This is a genomic window from Rhodoferax sp. P1_F3 (genome assembly GCF_056405715.1).
Window position 1 is genome coordinate 111816 of sequence record NZ_JBFUBO010000004.1, and the last position, 15520, is coordinate 127335.

At 64.2% G+C, this 15520-nt stretch carries 14 protein-coding genes; 7 read left to right on the forward strand and 7 right to left on the reverse strand.

The annotated features are described in order from the left end of the window. Nucleotides 1-52: 52 nt before the first annotated feature. Both AC1DZ5_RS08285 and AC1DZ5_RS08290 read right to left on the reverse strand, forming a co-directional pair. On the reverse strand, nucleotides 53-1357 hold the full coding sequence (locus AC1DZ5_RS08285; RefSeq protein WP_477887934.1) for an ATP-binding protein: 1305 nt from the start codon (nucleotides 1355-1357) through the stop codon (nucleotides 53-55). Further along, complete coding sequence (locus tag AC1DZ5_RS08290) at nucleotides 1354-2103, reverse strand: response regulator (protein ID WP_477887936.1); 750 nt, start codon at nucleotides 2101-2103, stop codon at nucleotides 1354-1356. Before AC1DZ5_RS08290 ends, AC1DZ5_RS08285 begins: the two co-directional genes overlap by 4 nt. Nucleotides 2104-2283: 180 nt before the next feature. On the opposite strand from AC1DZ5_RS08290, the gene AC1DZ5_RS08295 reads away from it, so the two are divergent. After that, on the forward strand, nucleotides 2284-3591 hold the full coding sequence (locus tag AC1DZ5_RS08295; protein WP_477887938.1) for a serine hydrolase domain-containing protein: 1308 nt from the start codon (nucleotides 2284-2286) through the stop codon (nucleotides 3589-3591). Between the two features lie 5 nt (nucleotides 3592-3596). On the opposite strand, the gene AC1DZ5_RS08300 is transcribed toward AC1DZ5_RS08295, so the two are convergent. Then, the gene (locus tag AC1DZ5_RS08300; protein ID WP_477887940.1) at nucleotides 3597-4865 is read right to left on the reverse strand and encodes a benzoate/H(+) symporter BenE family transporter; all 1269 of its coding nucleotides are present in this window, start codon (nucleotides 4863-4865) and stop codon (nucleotides 3597-3599) included. An 89-nt stretch (nucleotides 4866-4954) separates the two neighbouring features. On the opposite strand from AC1DZ5_RS08300, the gene AC1DZ5_RS08305 reads away from it, so the two are divergent. Then, complete coding sequence (locus AC1DZ5_RS08305) at nucleotides 4955-6400, forward strand: aminotransferase-like domain-containing protein (protein ID WP_477887942.1); 1446 nt, start codon at nucleotides 4955-4957, stop codon at nucleotides 6398-6400. Nucleotides 6401-6441: 41 nt separating this feature from the next. On the opposite strand, the gene AC1DZ5_RS08310 is transcribed toward AC1DZ5_RS08305, so the two are convergent. The 4 genes from AC1DZ5_RS08310 to AC1DZ5_RS08325 all read right to left on the reverse strand — a co-directional run bounded on the left by AC1DZ5_RS08310 (nucleotide 6442) and on the right by AC1DZ5_RS08325 (nucleotide 11153). Next, a complete protein-coding gene (locus AC1DZ5_RS08310) occupies nucleotides 6442-7728 on the reverse strand; it encodes an amidohydrolase family protein (RefSeq protein ID WP_477887944.1) in 1287 nt (428 codons plus the stop codon). 66 nt (nucleotides 7729-7794) lie between these two features. Beyond that, nucleotides 7795-8775, reverse strand: coding sequence for a GSU2403 family nucleotidyltransferase fold protein (locus AC1DZ5_RS08315; RefSeq protein ID WP_477887946.1), 981 nt, complete (start codon nucleotides 8773-8775; stop codon nucleotides 7795-7797). 65 nt (nucleotides 8776-8840) lie between these two features. Continuing rightward, entirely contained in the window at nucleotides 8841-9494 is a 654-nt protein-coding gene (gene upp / locus AC1DZ5_RS08320) for a uracil phosphoribosyltransferase (RefSeq protein ID WP_477887948.1), read from the reverse strand. Nucleotides 9495-9557: 63 nt separating this feature from the next. Continuing rightward, nucleotides 9558-11153 carry a helicase HerA-like domain-containing protein gene (locus AC1DZ5_RS08325; RefSeq protein ID WP_477887950.1) on the reverse strand — a complete coding sequence of 532 codons (1596 nt, stop codon included), beginning with the start codon at nucleotides 11151-11153 and terminating at the stop codon, nucleotides 9558-9560. Nucleotides 11154-11287: 134 nt separating this feature from the next. On the opposite strand from AC1DZ5_RS08325, the gene AC1DZ5_RS08330 reads away from it, so the two are divergent. The 5 genes from AC1DZ5_RS08330 to rsfS are packed head-to-tail and all read left to right on the forward strand — an operon-like array spanning nucleotide 11288 to nucleotide 15516. Further along, nucleotides 11288-12007, forward strand: coding sequence for a YebC/PmpR family DNA-binding transcriptional regulator (locus tag AC1DZ5_RS08330; protein ID WP_477887952.1), 720 nt, complete (start codon nucleotides 11288-11290; stop codon nucleotides 12005-12007). Beyond that, nucleotides 12004-13296 (forward strand): phosphoribosylamine--glycine ligase, encoded by a 1293-nt coding sequence (gene purD, locus AC1DZ5_RS08335; RefSeq protein WP_477887954.1) that lies wholly within the window; start codon nucleotides 12004-12006, stop codon nucleotides 13294-13296. The genes AC1DZ5_RS08330 and purD overlap by 4 nt, the downstream gene beginning before the upstream one ends. Next, a complete protein-coding gene (gene hemF / locus AC1DZ5_RS08340; RefSeq protein ID WP_477887956.1) occupies nucleotides 13293-14213 on the forward strand; it encodes an oxygen-dependent coproporphyrinogen oxidase in 921 nt (306 codons plus the stop codon). Before purD ends, hemF begins: the two co-directional genes overlap by 4 nt. A gap of 2 nt (nucleotides 14214-14215) precedes the next feature. After that, nucleotides 14216-14830, forward strand: a complete 615-nt coding sequence (gene nadD / locus AC1DZ5_RS08345; RefSeq protein ID WP_477888339.1) for a nicotinate (nicotinamide) nucleotide adenylyltransferase — start codon at nucleotides 14216-14218, stop codon at nucleotides 14828-14830. Next, on the forward strand, nucleotides 14830-15516 hold the full coding sequence (gene rsfS, locus AC1DZ5_RS08350) for a ribosome silencing factor (protein WP_477887958.1): 687 nt from the start codon (nucleotides 14830-14832) through the stop codon (nucleotides 15514-15516). Before nadD ends, rsfS begins: the two co-directional genes overlap by 1 nt. The last annotated feature ends 4 nt before the right edge of the window (nucleotides 15517-15520 follow it).

A 15520-nucleotide genomic window follows, 5' to 3' on the forward strand; every position in this document is an offset into this window, starting at 1 on the left:
CTAGGGGCCTATTTGGCAATAAATTGTGGAGGAGATGCTGTCGCTGTCCATTCTAGGCAGGTAGCCGTACTCGGGCATCCAGGCCACCGCCATCGCGGGCGGCAAGCGTCAGTTGTCCGCCCAGTGCCTGGGCTAGCTCGGTGGCGATGGCCAGGCCCAGGCCGGTGCCGCCGGTGTCGCGGTTGCGCGAGTTGTCCAGCCTTACAAAGGGTTGTAGCACCTCGGACAGCGCAGCGTCCGGAATTCCGGGGCCGCGGTCCAGCACCTGTACTAGCCAGCCGCCATGTGCATCCGCGCTCAGCGCAATGTCCGCACTGCCCGCGAACTTAAGCGCGTTGTCCACCAGGTTGCAGACCAGCCGTCGCAGGGCTTGTGGCCGGGTGTTGCAGTTGGCGGCGGGGGCGGGCAGCAGCTGCACGGGCTGGCCCGCGTCCGCGTAGTCCAGCGCAATGCTGTCCAGCAGGGCGTGCAGGTCGACACGGCGCAGCGGCTCGCGGGCGGCGTGGGCCGAGCGTGCGTAGGCAATGCCTTCTTCCACCAAGCCCTGCATCTCGGCGAGATCGGCATGCAGCTTGTCGCGCAGCACCGTGTCGTCCAGCAGGTCGGCGCGCAGCCGCAGCCGGGTGATGGGGGTTTGCAGGTCGTGCGACACGGCAGCCAGGATTTGCATGCGCTCCTGTAGATGCGCCTGGATGCGGTCGCGCATGCGGTTGAATGCGGTTGCGGCGCGCACTACCTCGCGTGGCCCAGCCTCGGCCAGCCGTGGGCCTGCGGTGGCGGGCTCCAGCGCATCGGCGGCGTCCGCCAGGGCTTGCAGCGGCCGGGTCGCGGCCCGCACGGCCCAGGCGCAGAGCACTGCCAGCAGCACCAGTTGCAGCGCCAGCGCGGCCCAGGCCCAGGGCGAGATGTTGAGCCCCGGCTCGTCCAGCTCCACGGCCAACGGCGTGCCGTCCACCAACTGCAGTTGCAGCCGCTGGCGCGCCTCGGGCAGGCCAGAAGCCAGCACCTGCACAGCGCGCGGCGGTGTCAGAGCGGCGGCGACGGCCGTGGCTGCAGCATTAGCTAGGCCCGAGGGGTGGGCGAGGGTGCTGCCCTGTCCGTTCAGCACCAGGCGGTAGTTACGCCGGGACAGCGTGGGCAGCCACTGCGCACGCTCGCTGGCCGGAAGCCGCTCCAGCACGGCCACGGAACTGGCCACGTCGCTGGCCAGGTAGGCCACCATCATCTGGCGCATGGCCATGCCGCGTTCGGTCAGCACCAGCGCAAATGTCAGCACATGGGCCAGCGCCAGGCCCAGAAACAGCACCAGCAGCATTCGCCCAAACAGGGTGCGGGGCCAGGCGGGCAACTGGCTCATGCGGCAGCCTCTGCGGGTCCCGTTGGGCCCACGGCTGCGCAGAACACATAGCCTTCGTTGCGCACAGTCTTGATGTAGCGGGAGCCACGGGCACCATCGCCCAGCCTCTGGCGTAGGCGGCTCACTAGCAGGTCGATGGAGCGGTCGAACACATCGGCGTCGCGGCCTTGGGTCAGATTGAGCAACTGGTCGCGCGTCAGCACGCGCTGGGGGTGTTCCAGCAGCACGCGCAGTAGCCGGTATTCGGCGCCGGACAGGGCCACCACCGCGCCGGTGGTATCCAGCAAATGGCGGGCCGTGGTATCCAGCCGCCAGTCGCCAAAGGCGATCTCGCGTGCGGGCTCAGATGCCGCCATATTGGGCGGCAGCATGCGTGTGCGGCGCAGCACGGCGCGAATGCGCGCCAGCAGCTCACGCGCGGCAAAGGGCTTGGTCAGGTAGTCGTCGGCGCCCAACTCCAGGCCGAGGATGCGGTCCGCCTCGTCGCTGCGCGCCGTGAGCATCAGGATGGGCAGTGGCGGCACGCCCGGTGCACGCAGCTCGCGGCACAGCGCGATGCCGTCCGTTCCCGGAAGCATCAAGTCCAGCACCAGCAGGTCAATGCGTTTGGAGGCCAGCACCGCCCGCATCTGCCGTCCGTCGGCCGCCACGCTGGCCTGCAGGCCCTGCTTGCGCAGGTACTCGGCCGCCAGTTCGCGGATGCCTGCGTCGTCGTCAACGATGAGGATGTGGTCTTCGGATTCCATGAGGGGATTGTCTGCGCGTTGCGGCTGGGCAAGAGCGTGGGTTTGTATCCCAACTTGTCTGGAAAGTGCGGGGACTTCTGGGCATACCAAACGGCGGCCTCTCGACACATGACCGATACCTGCGGCGACTGCAATGGCGTTGGTTCTTTTTTCCATCACCGTTCTACCTCAGGAGTTTGTATGCCGCTTATCCGTTCCTCCCTGTCGCTGGCCCTGGCGTCCGCCTTGCTAGTGCTGGCCCACAGCAGCCACGCCCAGACCCCCGCGTTGCCCCCACCCGATGCCACCGATCCCGTGGCTTTGCAACTGATGCAGAGCTTTCCGCCCGCGCCCGACAAAATCGTGCGCCTGGCCACCGTACTGAAGTACCCCAATGGCCGCTGGGCCTTCCACCACCTGCGCGAACTGGGCCCCACCACTGCCATCTGGCGCGGTGCAGGCGCGCCATCGGCACTGCCAGTAGCCCTGCGTGAGCTGGACGGGCTGGGCTTTGCCGACGACAAGGGTGGCAAAACCACGCTGGCCGACTGGCAGAAAAACACCTACACCGACGGGCTGCTGGTGCTGCACCGTGGCAAGGTGGTGTACGAACGCAACTACGTGGGCATGCAGCCGCAGCAGCCGCATGTGCTGGGGTCCATGAGCAAGTCATTGACCGGGTTGCTGGCTACCGAGCTGATCCAGGAAGGGCGCCTGGACCCGCAGGCATTGGTGTCTAGCTACCTGCCGGAACTGAAGGACAGCGCATGGGGCGACGCTACAGTGCAGCAGACGTTGGACATGACCACGGGCGTGAAATACAGCGAGGACTTTGCCGATCCCAACTCTGGCATCTTCCAGTACCTGATCGCCGCGGGCTTGCTACCCACACCGCCCAACTATGCAGGCCCCAAGGCGCTGACCGAGTTTTTGAAAACCGTGAAGAAAGATGGCGAGCATGGTGCCGGCTTCCAATACAAAACGGTGGACACCGAGGTGCTGGGGTGGCTGATGCAGCGTGTTACCGGCAAGAGCTATGCGGCGCTGCTGTCTGAGCGCATCTGGTCGCGCATCGGGGCGCAGGAGGATGCCTTTGTGTGGACCGATGGAGGTGGCAGCCAGGTCACCAGCGTGGGCGTGAGTGCCACGCTGCGCGATTTGGGGCGTTTGGGTGAGATGCTGCGCCATGGCGGGCGTTTCAACGGGCAGCAGGTGCTGTCCGCCGCCACGGTGGCCGAGCTGCGCAAGGGCGCAGACCCCGAAAAGTTCAAGGCGGCAGGCCAGACCATGCGTGCGGGCTACTCGTACCACAACCAGTGGTGGATACCACACGACGCCGACGGCAGCTTTGAGGCCAAGGGCCTGAACGGCCAGCACATCCACATCAACCCGGCGGCCGAACTGGTGGTGGTGAAGCTGTCATCGCACCCGGTGCCCAACACGGCCTTCACCCATGTGCTGGACCGCAATGCATTTGCGGCACTGGCGGCAGCGGTGCGAGGCCGGTAATCGCCTTAAAGGGCGGGCTTGGCCTGCCGCGGGCGCAGGACCAAATAGGTAATAAGCCCCAGCACAATGCCCCAGCAGGCCGAGCCCAGGCCCAGCAGGGTGACGTTGGAAGCGGTGACCAGAAAGGTCACCAGCGCGGCCTCGGCCTCTTGCGGCTGGTTCAGCGCGTTGACCAGGCCGCCCTGGATGGCGCCCAGTAGCGCCAGGCCCGCCACCGTGGTGACCAGGGCATGGGGCAGGTGCGCAAACAGGCCGGTGAGAGAGCCCGCAAAGCTGCCAATCAGCAGGTAGAACGCGCCGCAGGCCACGCCCGCCACCCAGCGCCGCTCGGGGCGCTGGTGGGCTTCAGGCCCGGTGCAGATGGCGGCGGTGATGGCTGCCAGGTTCACGCCGTGGGCACCAAACGGAGCCATCAGCAGGCTGGCCAGGCCGGTGCCGGTGACCAGCTTGCTAGTGGGCGCCTGGTAGTTGGCGGCGCGCAGCACGGCAATGCCGGGCACCTGCTGACCGGTCAGGCACAGCACAGCCAGCGGCACGCCCACGCTGACGATGCTGCTGAGCGAAAACGCGGGTGTGGTCCACACCGGCGTGGTCAGCTGCCAGGCCCAGCCGGTGCCGGCCGCCGCGCCGGGCGTGGCATCGCCCCAGCCCAGCGTGCGCCACAGGGCCACACCCAGCAGCAGCGTGAGTACCACCGCATAGCGGGCCGACACGCGCTTGACTAGCAGGTAGCCCACAAACATGGTGCCCACCAGCCACGGCGTGCCGGGCACTTCGCTGCGGGCAGCGCCAAATACGTCCAGCCCAAAGCGCAACAGAATGCCCGCCAGCATAGCCGCGCACAGGCTTTTGGGGATGACGGCCATCAGCCGCTCAAACAGGCCCGTGGCTCCCACCAACAACATGGCCGCGGCGGCAAACAGATAGGCACCCACGGCCTGGTTGAACGGCACAGTAACCAACGCGGTGACCAGCAGCGCCGCGCCCGGTGTGTTCCAGGCGCAGATGACGGGCACGCGGTAGCGCCAGCTCATCCACACGCTGCAGGCACCTGCGCCCCAGGAGATGGCCCACACCCACGACGCCAGTTGCGCCTGCTCCAGGTGCGCCATCTGTGCTGCTTGCAACACGACTAGCAGCGGGCCGGCATAGGAGATAAGCACAGCGATGAGCCCCGCCAGTACGGCAGGGAACATGTCTTTGGCGCGGGCCCAGGTGGCCGGGTTGGTCGTGGCGGCCAGGTTGGGGGAGGTGGAGGTCGATAAAGGATTCATGCTTGGCACTGTAGGCCGAGCTGGCGGCGATGGGGGACACAGACCGACATATCTGTATGCTATACAGATATGTAATTTTAAGGTTTGTAATGCAATACAGTTATCAAGCGCTGGCAGACCAGTTGGTGCAGGACATGCAGGCCGGCCGCCGCCCCACGGGCGAGCGCCTGCCCTCAGTGCGCGAGGGGGCTGCGGCGTTTGGCGTCAGTGCCTCCACCATGGTGCGCTGCTACCGCCACCTGGAGGCCCAGGACTGGGTGCAGGCACGGTCCAAGTCCGGCATCTTTGTGGCCGACTGGCAGGCCCGGCGCGCGGCGCGGCCTAGCGCCAAGGTGGCCACCCCTGCGGCAGCGCCAGCCGTTGCGTTTGAGCATTTCGCCTCGCTGCAGCAGCGCATGAGCGAGCTGTATTCGTTGACCGCGCAGCCGCTGCGCATGGGCTTGCACCTGGCCAGCGCCGCGGCCGACTGGTACCCCGTGGAGGCGCTGGCCCGCATGGGGCAGCGGGTGCTGCGCAGCAACCCACGCGCGCTGGGCGCCTACCCCACGGGCACGGGCCTGCCCGAATTCAAGGCAGCGCTGATCCCGTGGCTGGCCGGCCTGGGCCTGGACGTGGAGCCTGAAGGCCTGCTGATCACCAATGGCAGTACCGAGGCGCTGGCCGTGGCACTGCGCGCTGTGGCGCAGCCCGGTGACGCCGTGGTGGTGGAATCACCCGCGTACTTTGGCCTGCTGCAAATGCTGGAGAACCTGGGGCTGAAAGCGCTGGAGGTGCCCTGTGTGCCCGATCAGGGCATGAGCCTGGAGGCGCTGGAGTACGCGTTGGAACACCACAGCGGCATACGCGCGGTGGTGGCGATGCCGAATTTTCAGAACCCGCTGGGCTGCGCCATGCCCGATAGCCACAAACGCCGCCTGCTGAAGCTGGTGGAGCGCTTTGGGGTGACGCTGATCGAAGACGACGCCTTTGGCGACCTGTGCAACCAGGCGCAGCGCCCGCAGCCCGCGAAAGCCTGGGACCGGCATGGCAGCGTGATTTATTGCGGCTCGTTCAGCAAAAGCCTGGCGCCAGCGTTTCGCGTGGGCTGGGTGGTCGGTGGGCGGCACCATGCGCGCATTGCGTCGCTCAAGCTCAGCCAGTCGCTGGTTACGCCGCTGTTTGAGCAGGCGGTGCTGGCGCAATACATGCAGTCGGGCGCGTTTGCGCCGCATCTGCGCAAGCTGCGCGAGCGGCTGGCCGCCAACTTACCGCTGGTGCTGGCTGCGGTGCAACGGCACTTTCCGTTGGACTGCCGGGTGACCAGCGCGGGCGGCTGGTGGCTGTGGGTGGAATGCGCGCCCGGCGTCGACACGCTGGCCGTACTGCGCCAGGCCGTGGGGCAGGGCGTGGCGTTTACCCCAGGCGTGCTGTTCAGCGCCATGGGCAAGCACGGCAACTGCTTACGCCTGAACGTGGCCCAACCTTTTGGCCCCGAGATGGAGTTTGCGCTGGCCACCGTGGGCAGCCTGCTCAAGCGCCACTCCTTGGTGCTATGAAATAAGGAGCTTCTGGCGCAATGGATACGGGGGCTAGTGGCCTATTTCGTATGTAAGAACGAAGTTTGGGCTGGCCGACCGGGCAGGCTTAGCGCCGCGGTGCGTGCCGGTGTTTGCGCCACCAACGCACCGCGTCGCCAGACCTTGAGGCGGGTGGCTTTGAGGCGGATGGCTTCGACGGGGTTTTGCGCCTGCAGCAGTACGAAGTCGGCGTTGCAGCCGGCTTCCAGCCCGTAGCCTTCCAGGTGCAGGATGCGGGCGGGGTTTCGAGTCACGGCCTCAAAGCATTGCGCCATGGCGGCCTGGCTGGTCATCTGCGCCACATGAAGGCCCATGCTGGCCACCTCCAGCATGTCGCCACTGCCCATGCTGTACCAGGGGTCCATGCAGCAGTCCTGGCCAAAGGCCACGGTCATGCCTGCAGCCATGATCTCGGGCACGCGCGTCATGCCGCGGCGCTTGGGGTAGGTGTCGTGCCGGCCCTGCAGCGTGATGTTGATGAGCGGGTTGCTCACTACGCTGATTTGCGCCTCTGCCATCAGCGGCAGCAGCTTGCTCACGTAGTAGTTGTCCATGCTATGCATGGAGGTGAGGTGCGATCCGGTGACACGGCCGTGCAGGCCCAGGCGGTTGGCTTCATAGGCCAGAGTTTCGATATGGCGCGAGAGCGGGTCGTCGGACTCGTCGCAGTGCATGTCCACCAGCTTGCCCTGTTCGGCCGCCAGCTCGCACAACAGCTTCACACTGGCGGCACCATCCGCCATGGTGCGCTCGAAGTGGGGAATGCCGCCCACCACGTCTACCCCCAGGGCGAGGGCCTTCTTGAGGTTGTCCACGCCGCCTTTGCTGCGCAGCACGCCGTCCTGCGGAAAGGCAACCAGCTGCAGGTCGATGTAGGGCGCTACTTGCTTTTTGACAGCCAGCAGCGCTTCCACCGCCAGCATGCTCGGGTCGCTGGTGTCTACATGGCTGCGGATGGCCAGCAGGCCGTTGGCTACGGCCCAATCGCAGTAGGCCAGGGCGCGCTCCACCAGTGCGTCAAAGGTCAGGTGCGGCTTCAGCTCGCCCCACAGCGCAATGCCTTCCAGCAGCGTGCCGCTTGCGTTGAGGCGCGGCAGGCCCAGGCTCAGCGTGGCGTCCATGTGGAAGTGCGCATCCACAAAAGGCGTAGAAAGCAGCAGGCCGCCGGCGTCCACCGTTTCCTTGGCAGGCGCCGCAGCGGGGCTGAGCCCTTCGGTTACTTCGGCAATGCGCCCGGCTTGCACCGCCACCGACATGTTGTTTCGCCCATCGGGCAGGGTAGCGTTGTAAATCAGCAGATCGAGCATGGTGTGGTCTTGATGGTTACTACAAATTTGATAGCTGCTTGCGCAATGGTCACGGGGGCTAGAGGCCTATTCGACTGATGCGTTGCCACCTTCGGCAAGCAAGAAGTGTGGCAAATATTCGTTTACCAATTCAGTGACGATGCGGGATTGCAGTGCATCTTTGCCGCTCTTGTTCGGGTCGCGCCCCAGCTGGGTGGCGAGGCTTTGTTTGATGCGGGCAAAGTCCAGCGGGTGGATGGTGCGCATCAGCGCCATCTCGCCAGAGGTGGCAACCACGACCTGGTCCATGCGCCGGGCTGACTGCAGCCGCTCGCCCATGGACACCTGTACCGCCCAGAAGTCGTCGTCTTCGTCGCTCATGCGCAGTGGATGCGGATCGGCATCTTTGGCTGCGCGGCGGATGATGTCGACCTCAAACCCGTCCTGGTTGCGCGCGGTGTAGAGCTGGTCTTCCACCACTTCAAAGCTGGGATCCACCTTGCGCAGCACGCCAATCAGGGAGCTGTCGAGCTTCTTCATGGTCGTGAAAAAGGAGATGTGTTTGCGGGCGTCAAACAGCATGTCCACATCGCGCGTGGCCATGGCTTCTTCGGCAATCCGCACACCAGCGGCTGTTTCGTAGGCATACAGAGCGTGGGTGCCGACCACCAGGAAGTGCTCCTGCACCCCGATGCTCTCCAGCGCGTTGAGCACGCCGACCACCACATTCGGCACGCGGCCCACGCGCAGCGCGCGATTCAGGCGTTGTTGAGTCGCAAGTTGGGCTTTCAGCGCTTTGAGTCGTTCCTCTGCCGACTTCTTGCGGGCCATGAAGTTGGCGTAGATCGACTCTGTTTCTTCACTGCGCATCCCCAGAGATTTTTGGGCGCCGTTGGCGGATGTGCGAATCAGGGTGGATTTGCCGCGCAACTCACGCCAGAGCATGCTGCCTCGCACCTCTGCCGCTGCTTTTTTGGCTTTGGCTGCAGCCAGAAACACCGTTTCCGCGTCAATGAACTGGCGCTTCTGGCTTTCCGACTGGTCGAGGAAGAAGGTGCTGGAGGGCATGTTCAATGTATTTTTCTATTTTTAGATAATACATTGAACATTAAATAAATTCAAAGACTTACAGATTACTGGGTGCCAAAAATCCGGTCCCCCGCATCCCCCAGGCCCGGCATGATGTAGCCGTGGTCGTTCAGGCCGCGGTCGATGGCGGCGGTGAAAACGCGCACGTCGGGGTGTTCTTTGTACAGGGTGTTGATGCCTTCGGGGCAGGTCAGCAGGCACAGGAATTTGATGGACTTGGGATTGCAGGCCTTCAGGCGCGCCACGGCGGCGGCGGCGGAGTTGCCGGTGGCCAGCATGGGGTCCACCACGACCACATCGCGTTCTTCCATGTTGCTGGGCATCTTGAAGTAGTACTCCACGGCCTGCAGGGTTTTGGGGTCGCGGTACAGGCCCACGTGGCCCACGCGGGCGCCGGGCACCACGCTCAGCACGCCGTCCAGAATGCCGTTGCCGGCGCGCAGCACGCTGGCGAACACCAGCTTTTTGCCGTCAATGACCTTGCCGGTCGTCTTCTCCAGCGGGGTTTCAATTTCCAGGTCCTGCAGCGGCATGTCGCGGCAGACTTCGTAAATCATCAGGCCGGCCAGTTCGTTGAGCAGGCGGCGAAAGCTGCTGGTGCTGGCTTCTTTTTTGCGCATCAGCGTGAGCTTGTGCTGCACCAGCGGGTGGTCGATCAGCGTGACATTGGCACGGGCTGCAGGATCGATGGTGACCATGTTCTTATTCCTTATTTGTTTTGTGTAGGCTGCGATTGTCGCAAAGCAAGTTTGGCGCCCGACCTAGCGGCGCGAACCGCCCAGGATGCTGCCCAGCACGCCGCGGATGATCTGGCGGCCCACTTCGCGGCCGATGGAGCTGGCGGCGCTCTTGATCATTTGCTCGCCCACACTGGCGCGCGAGCGGCGGGCGCCGCCGCCCAGCATGTCACCAATGCTATCCAGAATGCCGCCACCGCTGGGCGCGGGTGTTGCGGTCGGCGTGGGGGTAGATGCCGGCCTGGATGCGCGCGGTGGTGCAGCAGTATCTGCCGCCGGAAAGTCGTCCTGCACCGGCTCGGCGTGGCCCATGTTGGCCTGGGTGCGGCCCTTGAGCTTCTCGAACGCCGACTCGCGGTCCACGGCCTTTTCATACACACCGGCGACGATGGATTCGGATAGCAGCGCCTTGCGTTGCTCCGGCTTGATGGGGCCGATCTGGCTGGCCGGGGGCAGCACAAACACGCGTTCGGTCAGGCAAGGGCGGCCTTTTTCGTCCATCAGGCTCACCAGCGCTTCGCCCACGCCCAACTCGGTGATGGCAGTGGCCACGTCCAGGCCGGGGTTAGCGCGCATGGTGTCGGCCGCGCTCTTGACGGCCTTCTGGTCACGCGGGGTGAAGGCGCGCAGCGCATGCTGCACGCGGTTGCCCAACTGGGCGAGCACGCTGTCGGGAATATCCAGCGGGTTTTGTGTGACGAAGAACACACCCACGCCCTTGGAGCGCACCAGGCGCACGACGAGCTCTATGCGCTCTATCAGCACCTTGGGCGCATCGGCAAACAGCAGGTGGGCCTCGTCGAAGAAGAACACCAGCTTTGGCTTGTCTAGGTCGCCCACCTCGGGCAGGGCCTCAAACAGCTCGGACAGCATCCACAGCAAAAAGGTTGCATACAGGCGCGGGGACTGCATGAGCTTGTCGGCCGCAAGGATGTTGACCACGCCTTTGCCGCTGCCGTCGGTCTGCATGAAGTCGGCAATGTTGAGCATGGGCTCACCAAAGAACTGGTCGCCGCCTTGCTCCTCGATCTGCATGAGGCCGCGCTGGATGGCGCCGATGCTGGCGGCGCTGATGTTGCCGTACTCGGTGGTGTAGTGGCTGGCGTTCTCTCCCACGTCCTGGCACATGGCGCGCAGGTCCTTCATGTCCAGCAGCAGTAGGCCATCGTCGTCGGCAATCTTGAACACCAGTTGCAGCACGCCGGCCTGCGTTTCGTTGAGGTTGAGCATGCGGGCCAGCAAGAGCGGGCCCAGGTCGCTCACGGTGGCGCGTACCGGGTGGCCCTGCTGGCCAAACACGTCCCACAGCGTGGTGGGGAAGGCGGAGAACGCGGGTTCGTCGATACCGCGCTCTTTGAGGATCTTGGCCAATTTGTCGCCCAATGCACCTTTTTGGGAGATGCCGGTCAAGTCACCCTTCACATCGGCCATGAAGACGGGCACGCCCAGGGTAGAGAAGCCCTCGGCCAGGGTTTGCAGGGTAATGGTTTTGCCAGTGCCGGTGGCGCCGGTGATGAGTCCATGGCGGTTGGCCTTGTCGGGCCGCAAAAAGCACTGGACCGTGGCGTTGCCGCTGCCGTGCTGGGCAATCAGGATGTCCTCGTCTTGGATGGAAGCCATGGAAGTCTCTCAAGTAAATGCTGGGCCGCCCCAAGTTTACTTGCACCCCCTCGGGGGGCCAGCCGCACGGCTGGGTTGGGGGCGCTGAACTTACAATCGAAGGAGTAGCGTAACGAATTTTTAGAGGGCATCAAGTGGCAGGACATAGCAAATGGGCCAATATTCAGCACCGCAAGGGCCGCCAGGACGAGAAACGGCAGCGCATCTGGACGCGGGTCATGCGCGAGATCATGGTGGCGGCCCGCTTGGGTGGTGGCGACTTGAGCGCCAACCCGCGATTGCGTTTGGCGATTGAGAAGGGCAAGGCGGCCAATATGCCGGCCGAAAACGTCAAGTACGGCATTGCCAAGGCCACAGGAACGCTGGAAGGCATTACCTACGAAGAAATCCGCTACGAAGGCTATGGCATCGGCGGCGCAGCCATCATCGTGGACACGATGACCGACAACAAGGTGCGTACCGTGGCCGTGGTCCGTCACGCATTTGCCAAACATGGCGGCAATATGGGCACCGAAGGTTCGGTGGCCTTTCAGTTCAAGCACTGCGGCCAGTTGATCTTCGCACCCGGTACCAGCGAAGACAAGCTGATGGAAGTGGCGCTGGAAGCCGGTGCCGAGGATGTGATCACGGGAGACGACGGCGCGATTGAGGTGCTGACCGCTTATCCCGACTTTGAGTCGGTGAAGGCAGCGCTGGAAGCGGCAGGCCTGACGGCCGAAGTAGCCGGCGTGACCATGCGCGCCGACAACACCATTGAGCTGACCGGCGACGATGCCGAGCGCATGCAAAAACTGCTGGACGTTCTGGAAGACCTGGACGACACCCAAGAGATTTACCACAACGCTGCACTATGAATATTCTTGTTATTGGCGGCGGTGGTCGCGAACACGCCCTGGCCTGGAAACTGGCCCAGTCTCCCAAAATCCAGATGGTCTACGTGGCCCCCGGCAACGGTGGCACGGCGACCGACCCGCATCTGGAAAACATCGCCATCACCGACGTGGTGGCCCTGCGTACTTGGGCACAGGAAAACAAGATCACCCTGACCGTGGTGGGCCCCGAAGTGCCTCTGGCTGCCGGTGTGGTGGATGAGTTCCGCGCCCACGGCCTGCGCATCTTTGGCCCGACCAAGGCCGCAGCCCAGCTGGAGAGCTCCAAGGCCTTCAGCAAGGCCTTCATGCGCCGACACAACATTCCCACAGCCGAGTACGCCACCTTCTCCGACCCCGCAGCGGCCCACGCCTATGTGGACAAGATGGGCGCGCCCACCGTGGTCAAGGCCGATGGCCTGGCCGCGGGCAAGGGCGTGGTGGTGGCCCTCACTGTGGCTGAGGCGCACGAAGCCATCGACTTCATGCTGGTAGACAACACCCTGGGCGTAGCGCACAACGATGGTGGCGCGCGTGTGGTGATTGAAGAATTCCTCGAAGGCGAAGAGGCCAGCTTCATCGTCATGGTGGATGGCAAAAACGTGTTGCCCCTGGCCACCAGCCAGGACCACAAGCGCCTGCAGGATGGCGACCAGGGCCCCAACACCGGTGGCATGGGCGCGTATTCGCCCGCGCCTGTGGTGACACCCGACATCCACGCCAAGGCCATGCGCGAGATCATCTTGCCCACGGTCAAGGGCATGGAAGCTGATGGCATTCCGTTCAGCGGCTTCCTCTACGCCGGCCTGATGATCGACAAAAACGGCCAGCCCAAGACGCTGGAATTCAACTGCCGCATGGGCGACCCCGAGACCCAGCCCATCATGATGCGGCTGAAGACCGATTTGGTAGACGTGCTGATGGCCGCCACCGAACCCGGCCCGCATGGCAAACTCGACGAAATTGAACTGCAGTGGGACCGCCGCACCGCGCTGGGCGTAGTGCTGGCTGCCCATGGTTACCCGCTGAGCCCGCGCAAGGGCGACGCCATCACCGGCATTCCCAAGGACAGCGAGGACGCTGCCGTGTTCCATGCCGGCACGACGATCAAGGACGGTGTGCTGCAAACCTCTGGCGGGCGCGTGCTGTGCGTGACGGCACTGGCCGACAGCGTGAAGCAGGCGCAGCAGCGTGCTTACCAGGTCATCAGTGAGATTGCTTTTGATGGCATGCAGTACCGCACGGACATTGGTTACCGGGCCATCAAGGGATGAGCGTGCAGGCAACCCCCACGCAGGTGCGCCAGTACCTGACGGGCTTGCAAAGCCGCATCACCGCCGCCATTGCGCAGATGGATGGCGGCACCTTCCTGTCGGACCCTTGGGAAAAAGCGCCCCATGAGCCTTTGCAGGGCAATGGCATCACGCAGATTCTGGAAGGCGGCACGGTCTTTGAGCGCGCGGGCTGCGGTTTTTCGCATGTGCGTGGCCCCAAGCTGCCGCCCAGTGCCACGCAACACCGCCCCGAGCTGGCCGGTGCGCCGTTTGAGGCCATGGGCGTGTCGCTGGTGTTCCATCCACGCAACCCCTATGTGCCCACGGTGCACATGAATGTGCGCATGCTGGCGGCCAAGAACCCGCACGGGCAAGAGGTGTGCTGGTTTGGCGGCGGCATGGACTTGACGCCGTACTACGGCTTCGAAGAAGACGCCGTGCACTTTCACCAAACCTGCAAGGATGCACTGAAGCCGTTTGGCGACGACAAGTACCCGCGCTTCAAAAAGTGGTGCGACGAGTATTTCTTTTTGAAGCACCGCGACGAGCCACGTGGTGTGGGCGGTGTGTTCTTCGATGATTTTTCCGAACTGGGTCAGGACCGCAGCTTTGCGATGCTGCAATCTGTGGGCGATGCATTTTTGACCGCCTACTTGCCCATCGTCCAGCGCCGCATGGACACGCCCTACACCGAGCGCGAGCGCGCGTTTCAGCTCTACCGCCGCGGCCGCTACGTGGAGTTCAACCTGGTGTGGGACCGTGGTACGCACTTTGGCCTGCAATCTGGCGGACGCACGGAGTCGATTTTGCTGTCCATGCCACCGCTGGTGAGCTGGGCCTACCAGCAGGTGCCAGCCGCTGGGTCGCCCGAGGCGGCGCTCACCGAGCGCTTTTTGACGGCGAGGGATTGGGTTTGACAGTGCCTGCAGCCGCAGCATCCCGGCGCATTGGCGTGTTTGGCGGGGCATTTGACCCGCCACACTTGGGGCACCACGCGCTGGCGGCCACGGCCATTGCCCAGTTGCAGCTCGACGCACTGCACATCATTCCTACAGGCCACGCCTGGCACAAAAGCCGCACGCTCAGCGATGCCTCCCACCGCCTGGCCATGGCCCAGCTGGCCTTTGCGGACCTGCCGCAGGTGGTGGTGGACGGGCGAGAGTTGGCCCGCCCTGGCCCCACCTACACCGTAGACACTTTGCTGGAGCTGCAGCAGGAGAATCCTGGCGCGCAGCTCTACCTGCTGATCGGCGAAGACCAGGCACACGCGCTGCCGGGCTGGAGCCGTTGGGAGCGGCTGCCCGCACTTGCTATAATTTGTGTAGCTGCTCGCGCAGATTCAACGGGGGCCAAGGGCCAGTTTGATGCCTTGAGAGCCCAGGTACCCAACCTGACGACCCTGAACATGCCCTCTGTGGACATCAGCGCCACCGATATCCGACACCGCGCTCAAGCGGGCCAGAGTCTGGTCCCACTGGTTTTTGAAACCGTTGCGCGTTATATTGACCAACACCACCTTTACCAATCGACCTGATGACTACTTCCACCGTTGCCAAAAACACCCAAAAACTTCAGCGTGCCATCGTGGACGGCTTGGAAGACGTCAAGGCCCAAGACATTGTGGTGTTCGACACCGAGCACCTGTCCTCCCTGTTTGAGCGCGTGATCATCGCCTCGGGTACCAGCAACCGCCAGACCAAGGCGCTGGCCGCCAGCGTGCGCGATGCCGTACGCGAAGCAGGCTTCCCCAAGCCCCGCATTGAAGGCGAAGCCAACGGCGAGTGGATCATCGTGGACTGCGCACAGGCCGTGGTGCACATCTTCCAACCCAACTTCCGCCAGTACTACCACCTGGAAGAGCTGTGGGGCGAAAAACCCATTCGCCTAAAGTTGGGCTCGGCTAAGCCAGCTGCGCCAGAAGTCGTCAAGCCGGTTGCCACCAAGACCGCTGCCAAGGGCGCGGAGCCCAACATGCGCCGCTCCAGCGCAGCCAAGAAGGGCGTGGAAGAAGCTTTCCCGTCCAAAGCCGCCTTGAAGAAGGCCGCTGCCAAGTCGGCTGGCGCCAAAGCCCCTGCCAAAAAGGCGCCCGCCAAGAAAACAGTCGCAGCCAAAGCCCCGGTGAAAACCGTGGTGGTCAAGCCTGAAGTCAAAAAGACGGCAGCCAAGCCCGTGGCGGCCAAGAAGGCGCCCGCCAAGAAAGCCGCCCCCCGTAAAGCCTGAGGCC

Coding starts and splice junctions, on each gene's coding strand:
- upp (WP_477887948.1), bottom strand. CDS start 9,494: ATGGTCACCATCGATCCTGCAGCCCGTGCCAATGTCACGCTGATCGAC.
- AC1DZ5_RS08315 (WP_477887946.1), bottom strand. CDS start 8,775: ATGCCCTCCAGCACCTTCTTCCTCGACCAGTCGGAAAGCCAGAAGCGC.
- hemF (WP_477887956.1), top strand. CDS start 13,293: ATGAGCGTGCAGGCAACCCCCACGCAGGTGCGCCAGTACCTGACGGGC.
- AC1DZ5_RS08300 (WP_477887940.1), bottom strand. CDS start 4,865: ATGAATCCTTTATCGACCTCCACCTCCCCCAACCTGGCCGCCACGACC.
- purD (WP_477887954.1), top strand. CDS start 12,004: ATGAATATTCTTGTTATTGGCGGCGGTGGTCGCGAACACGCCCTGGCC.
- AC1DZ5_RS08290 (WP_477887936.1), bottom strand. CDS start 2,103: ATGGAATCCGAAGACCACATCCTCATCGTTGACGACGACGCAGGCATC.
- AC1DZ5_RS08325 (WP_477887950.1), bottom strand. CDS start 11,153: ATGGCTTCCATCCAAGACGAGGACATCCTGATTGCCCAGCACGGCAGC.
- AC1DZ5_RS08305 (WP_477887942.1), top strand. CDS start 4,955: ATGCAATACAGTTATCAAGCGCTGGCAGACCAGTTGGTGCAGGACATG.
- AC1DZ5_RS08310 (WP_477887944.1), bottom strand. CDS start 7,728: ATGCTCGATCTGCTGATTTACAACGCTACCCTGCCCGATGGGCGAAAC.
- AC1DZ5_RS08285 (WP_477887934.1), bottom strand. CDS start 1,357: ATGAGCCAGTTGCCCGCCTGGCCCCGCACCCTGTTTGGGCGAATGCTG.
- rsfS (WP_477887958.1), top strand. CDS start 14,830: ATGACTACTTCCACCGTTGCCAAAAACACCCAAAAACTTCAGCGTGCC.
- AC1DZ5_RS08295 (WP_477887938.1), top strand. CDS start 2,284: ATGCCGCTTATCCGTTCCTCCCTGTCGCTGGCCCTGGCGTCCGCCTTG.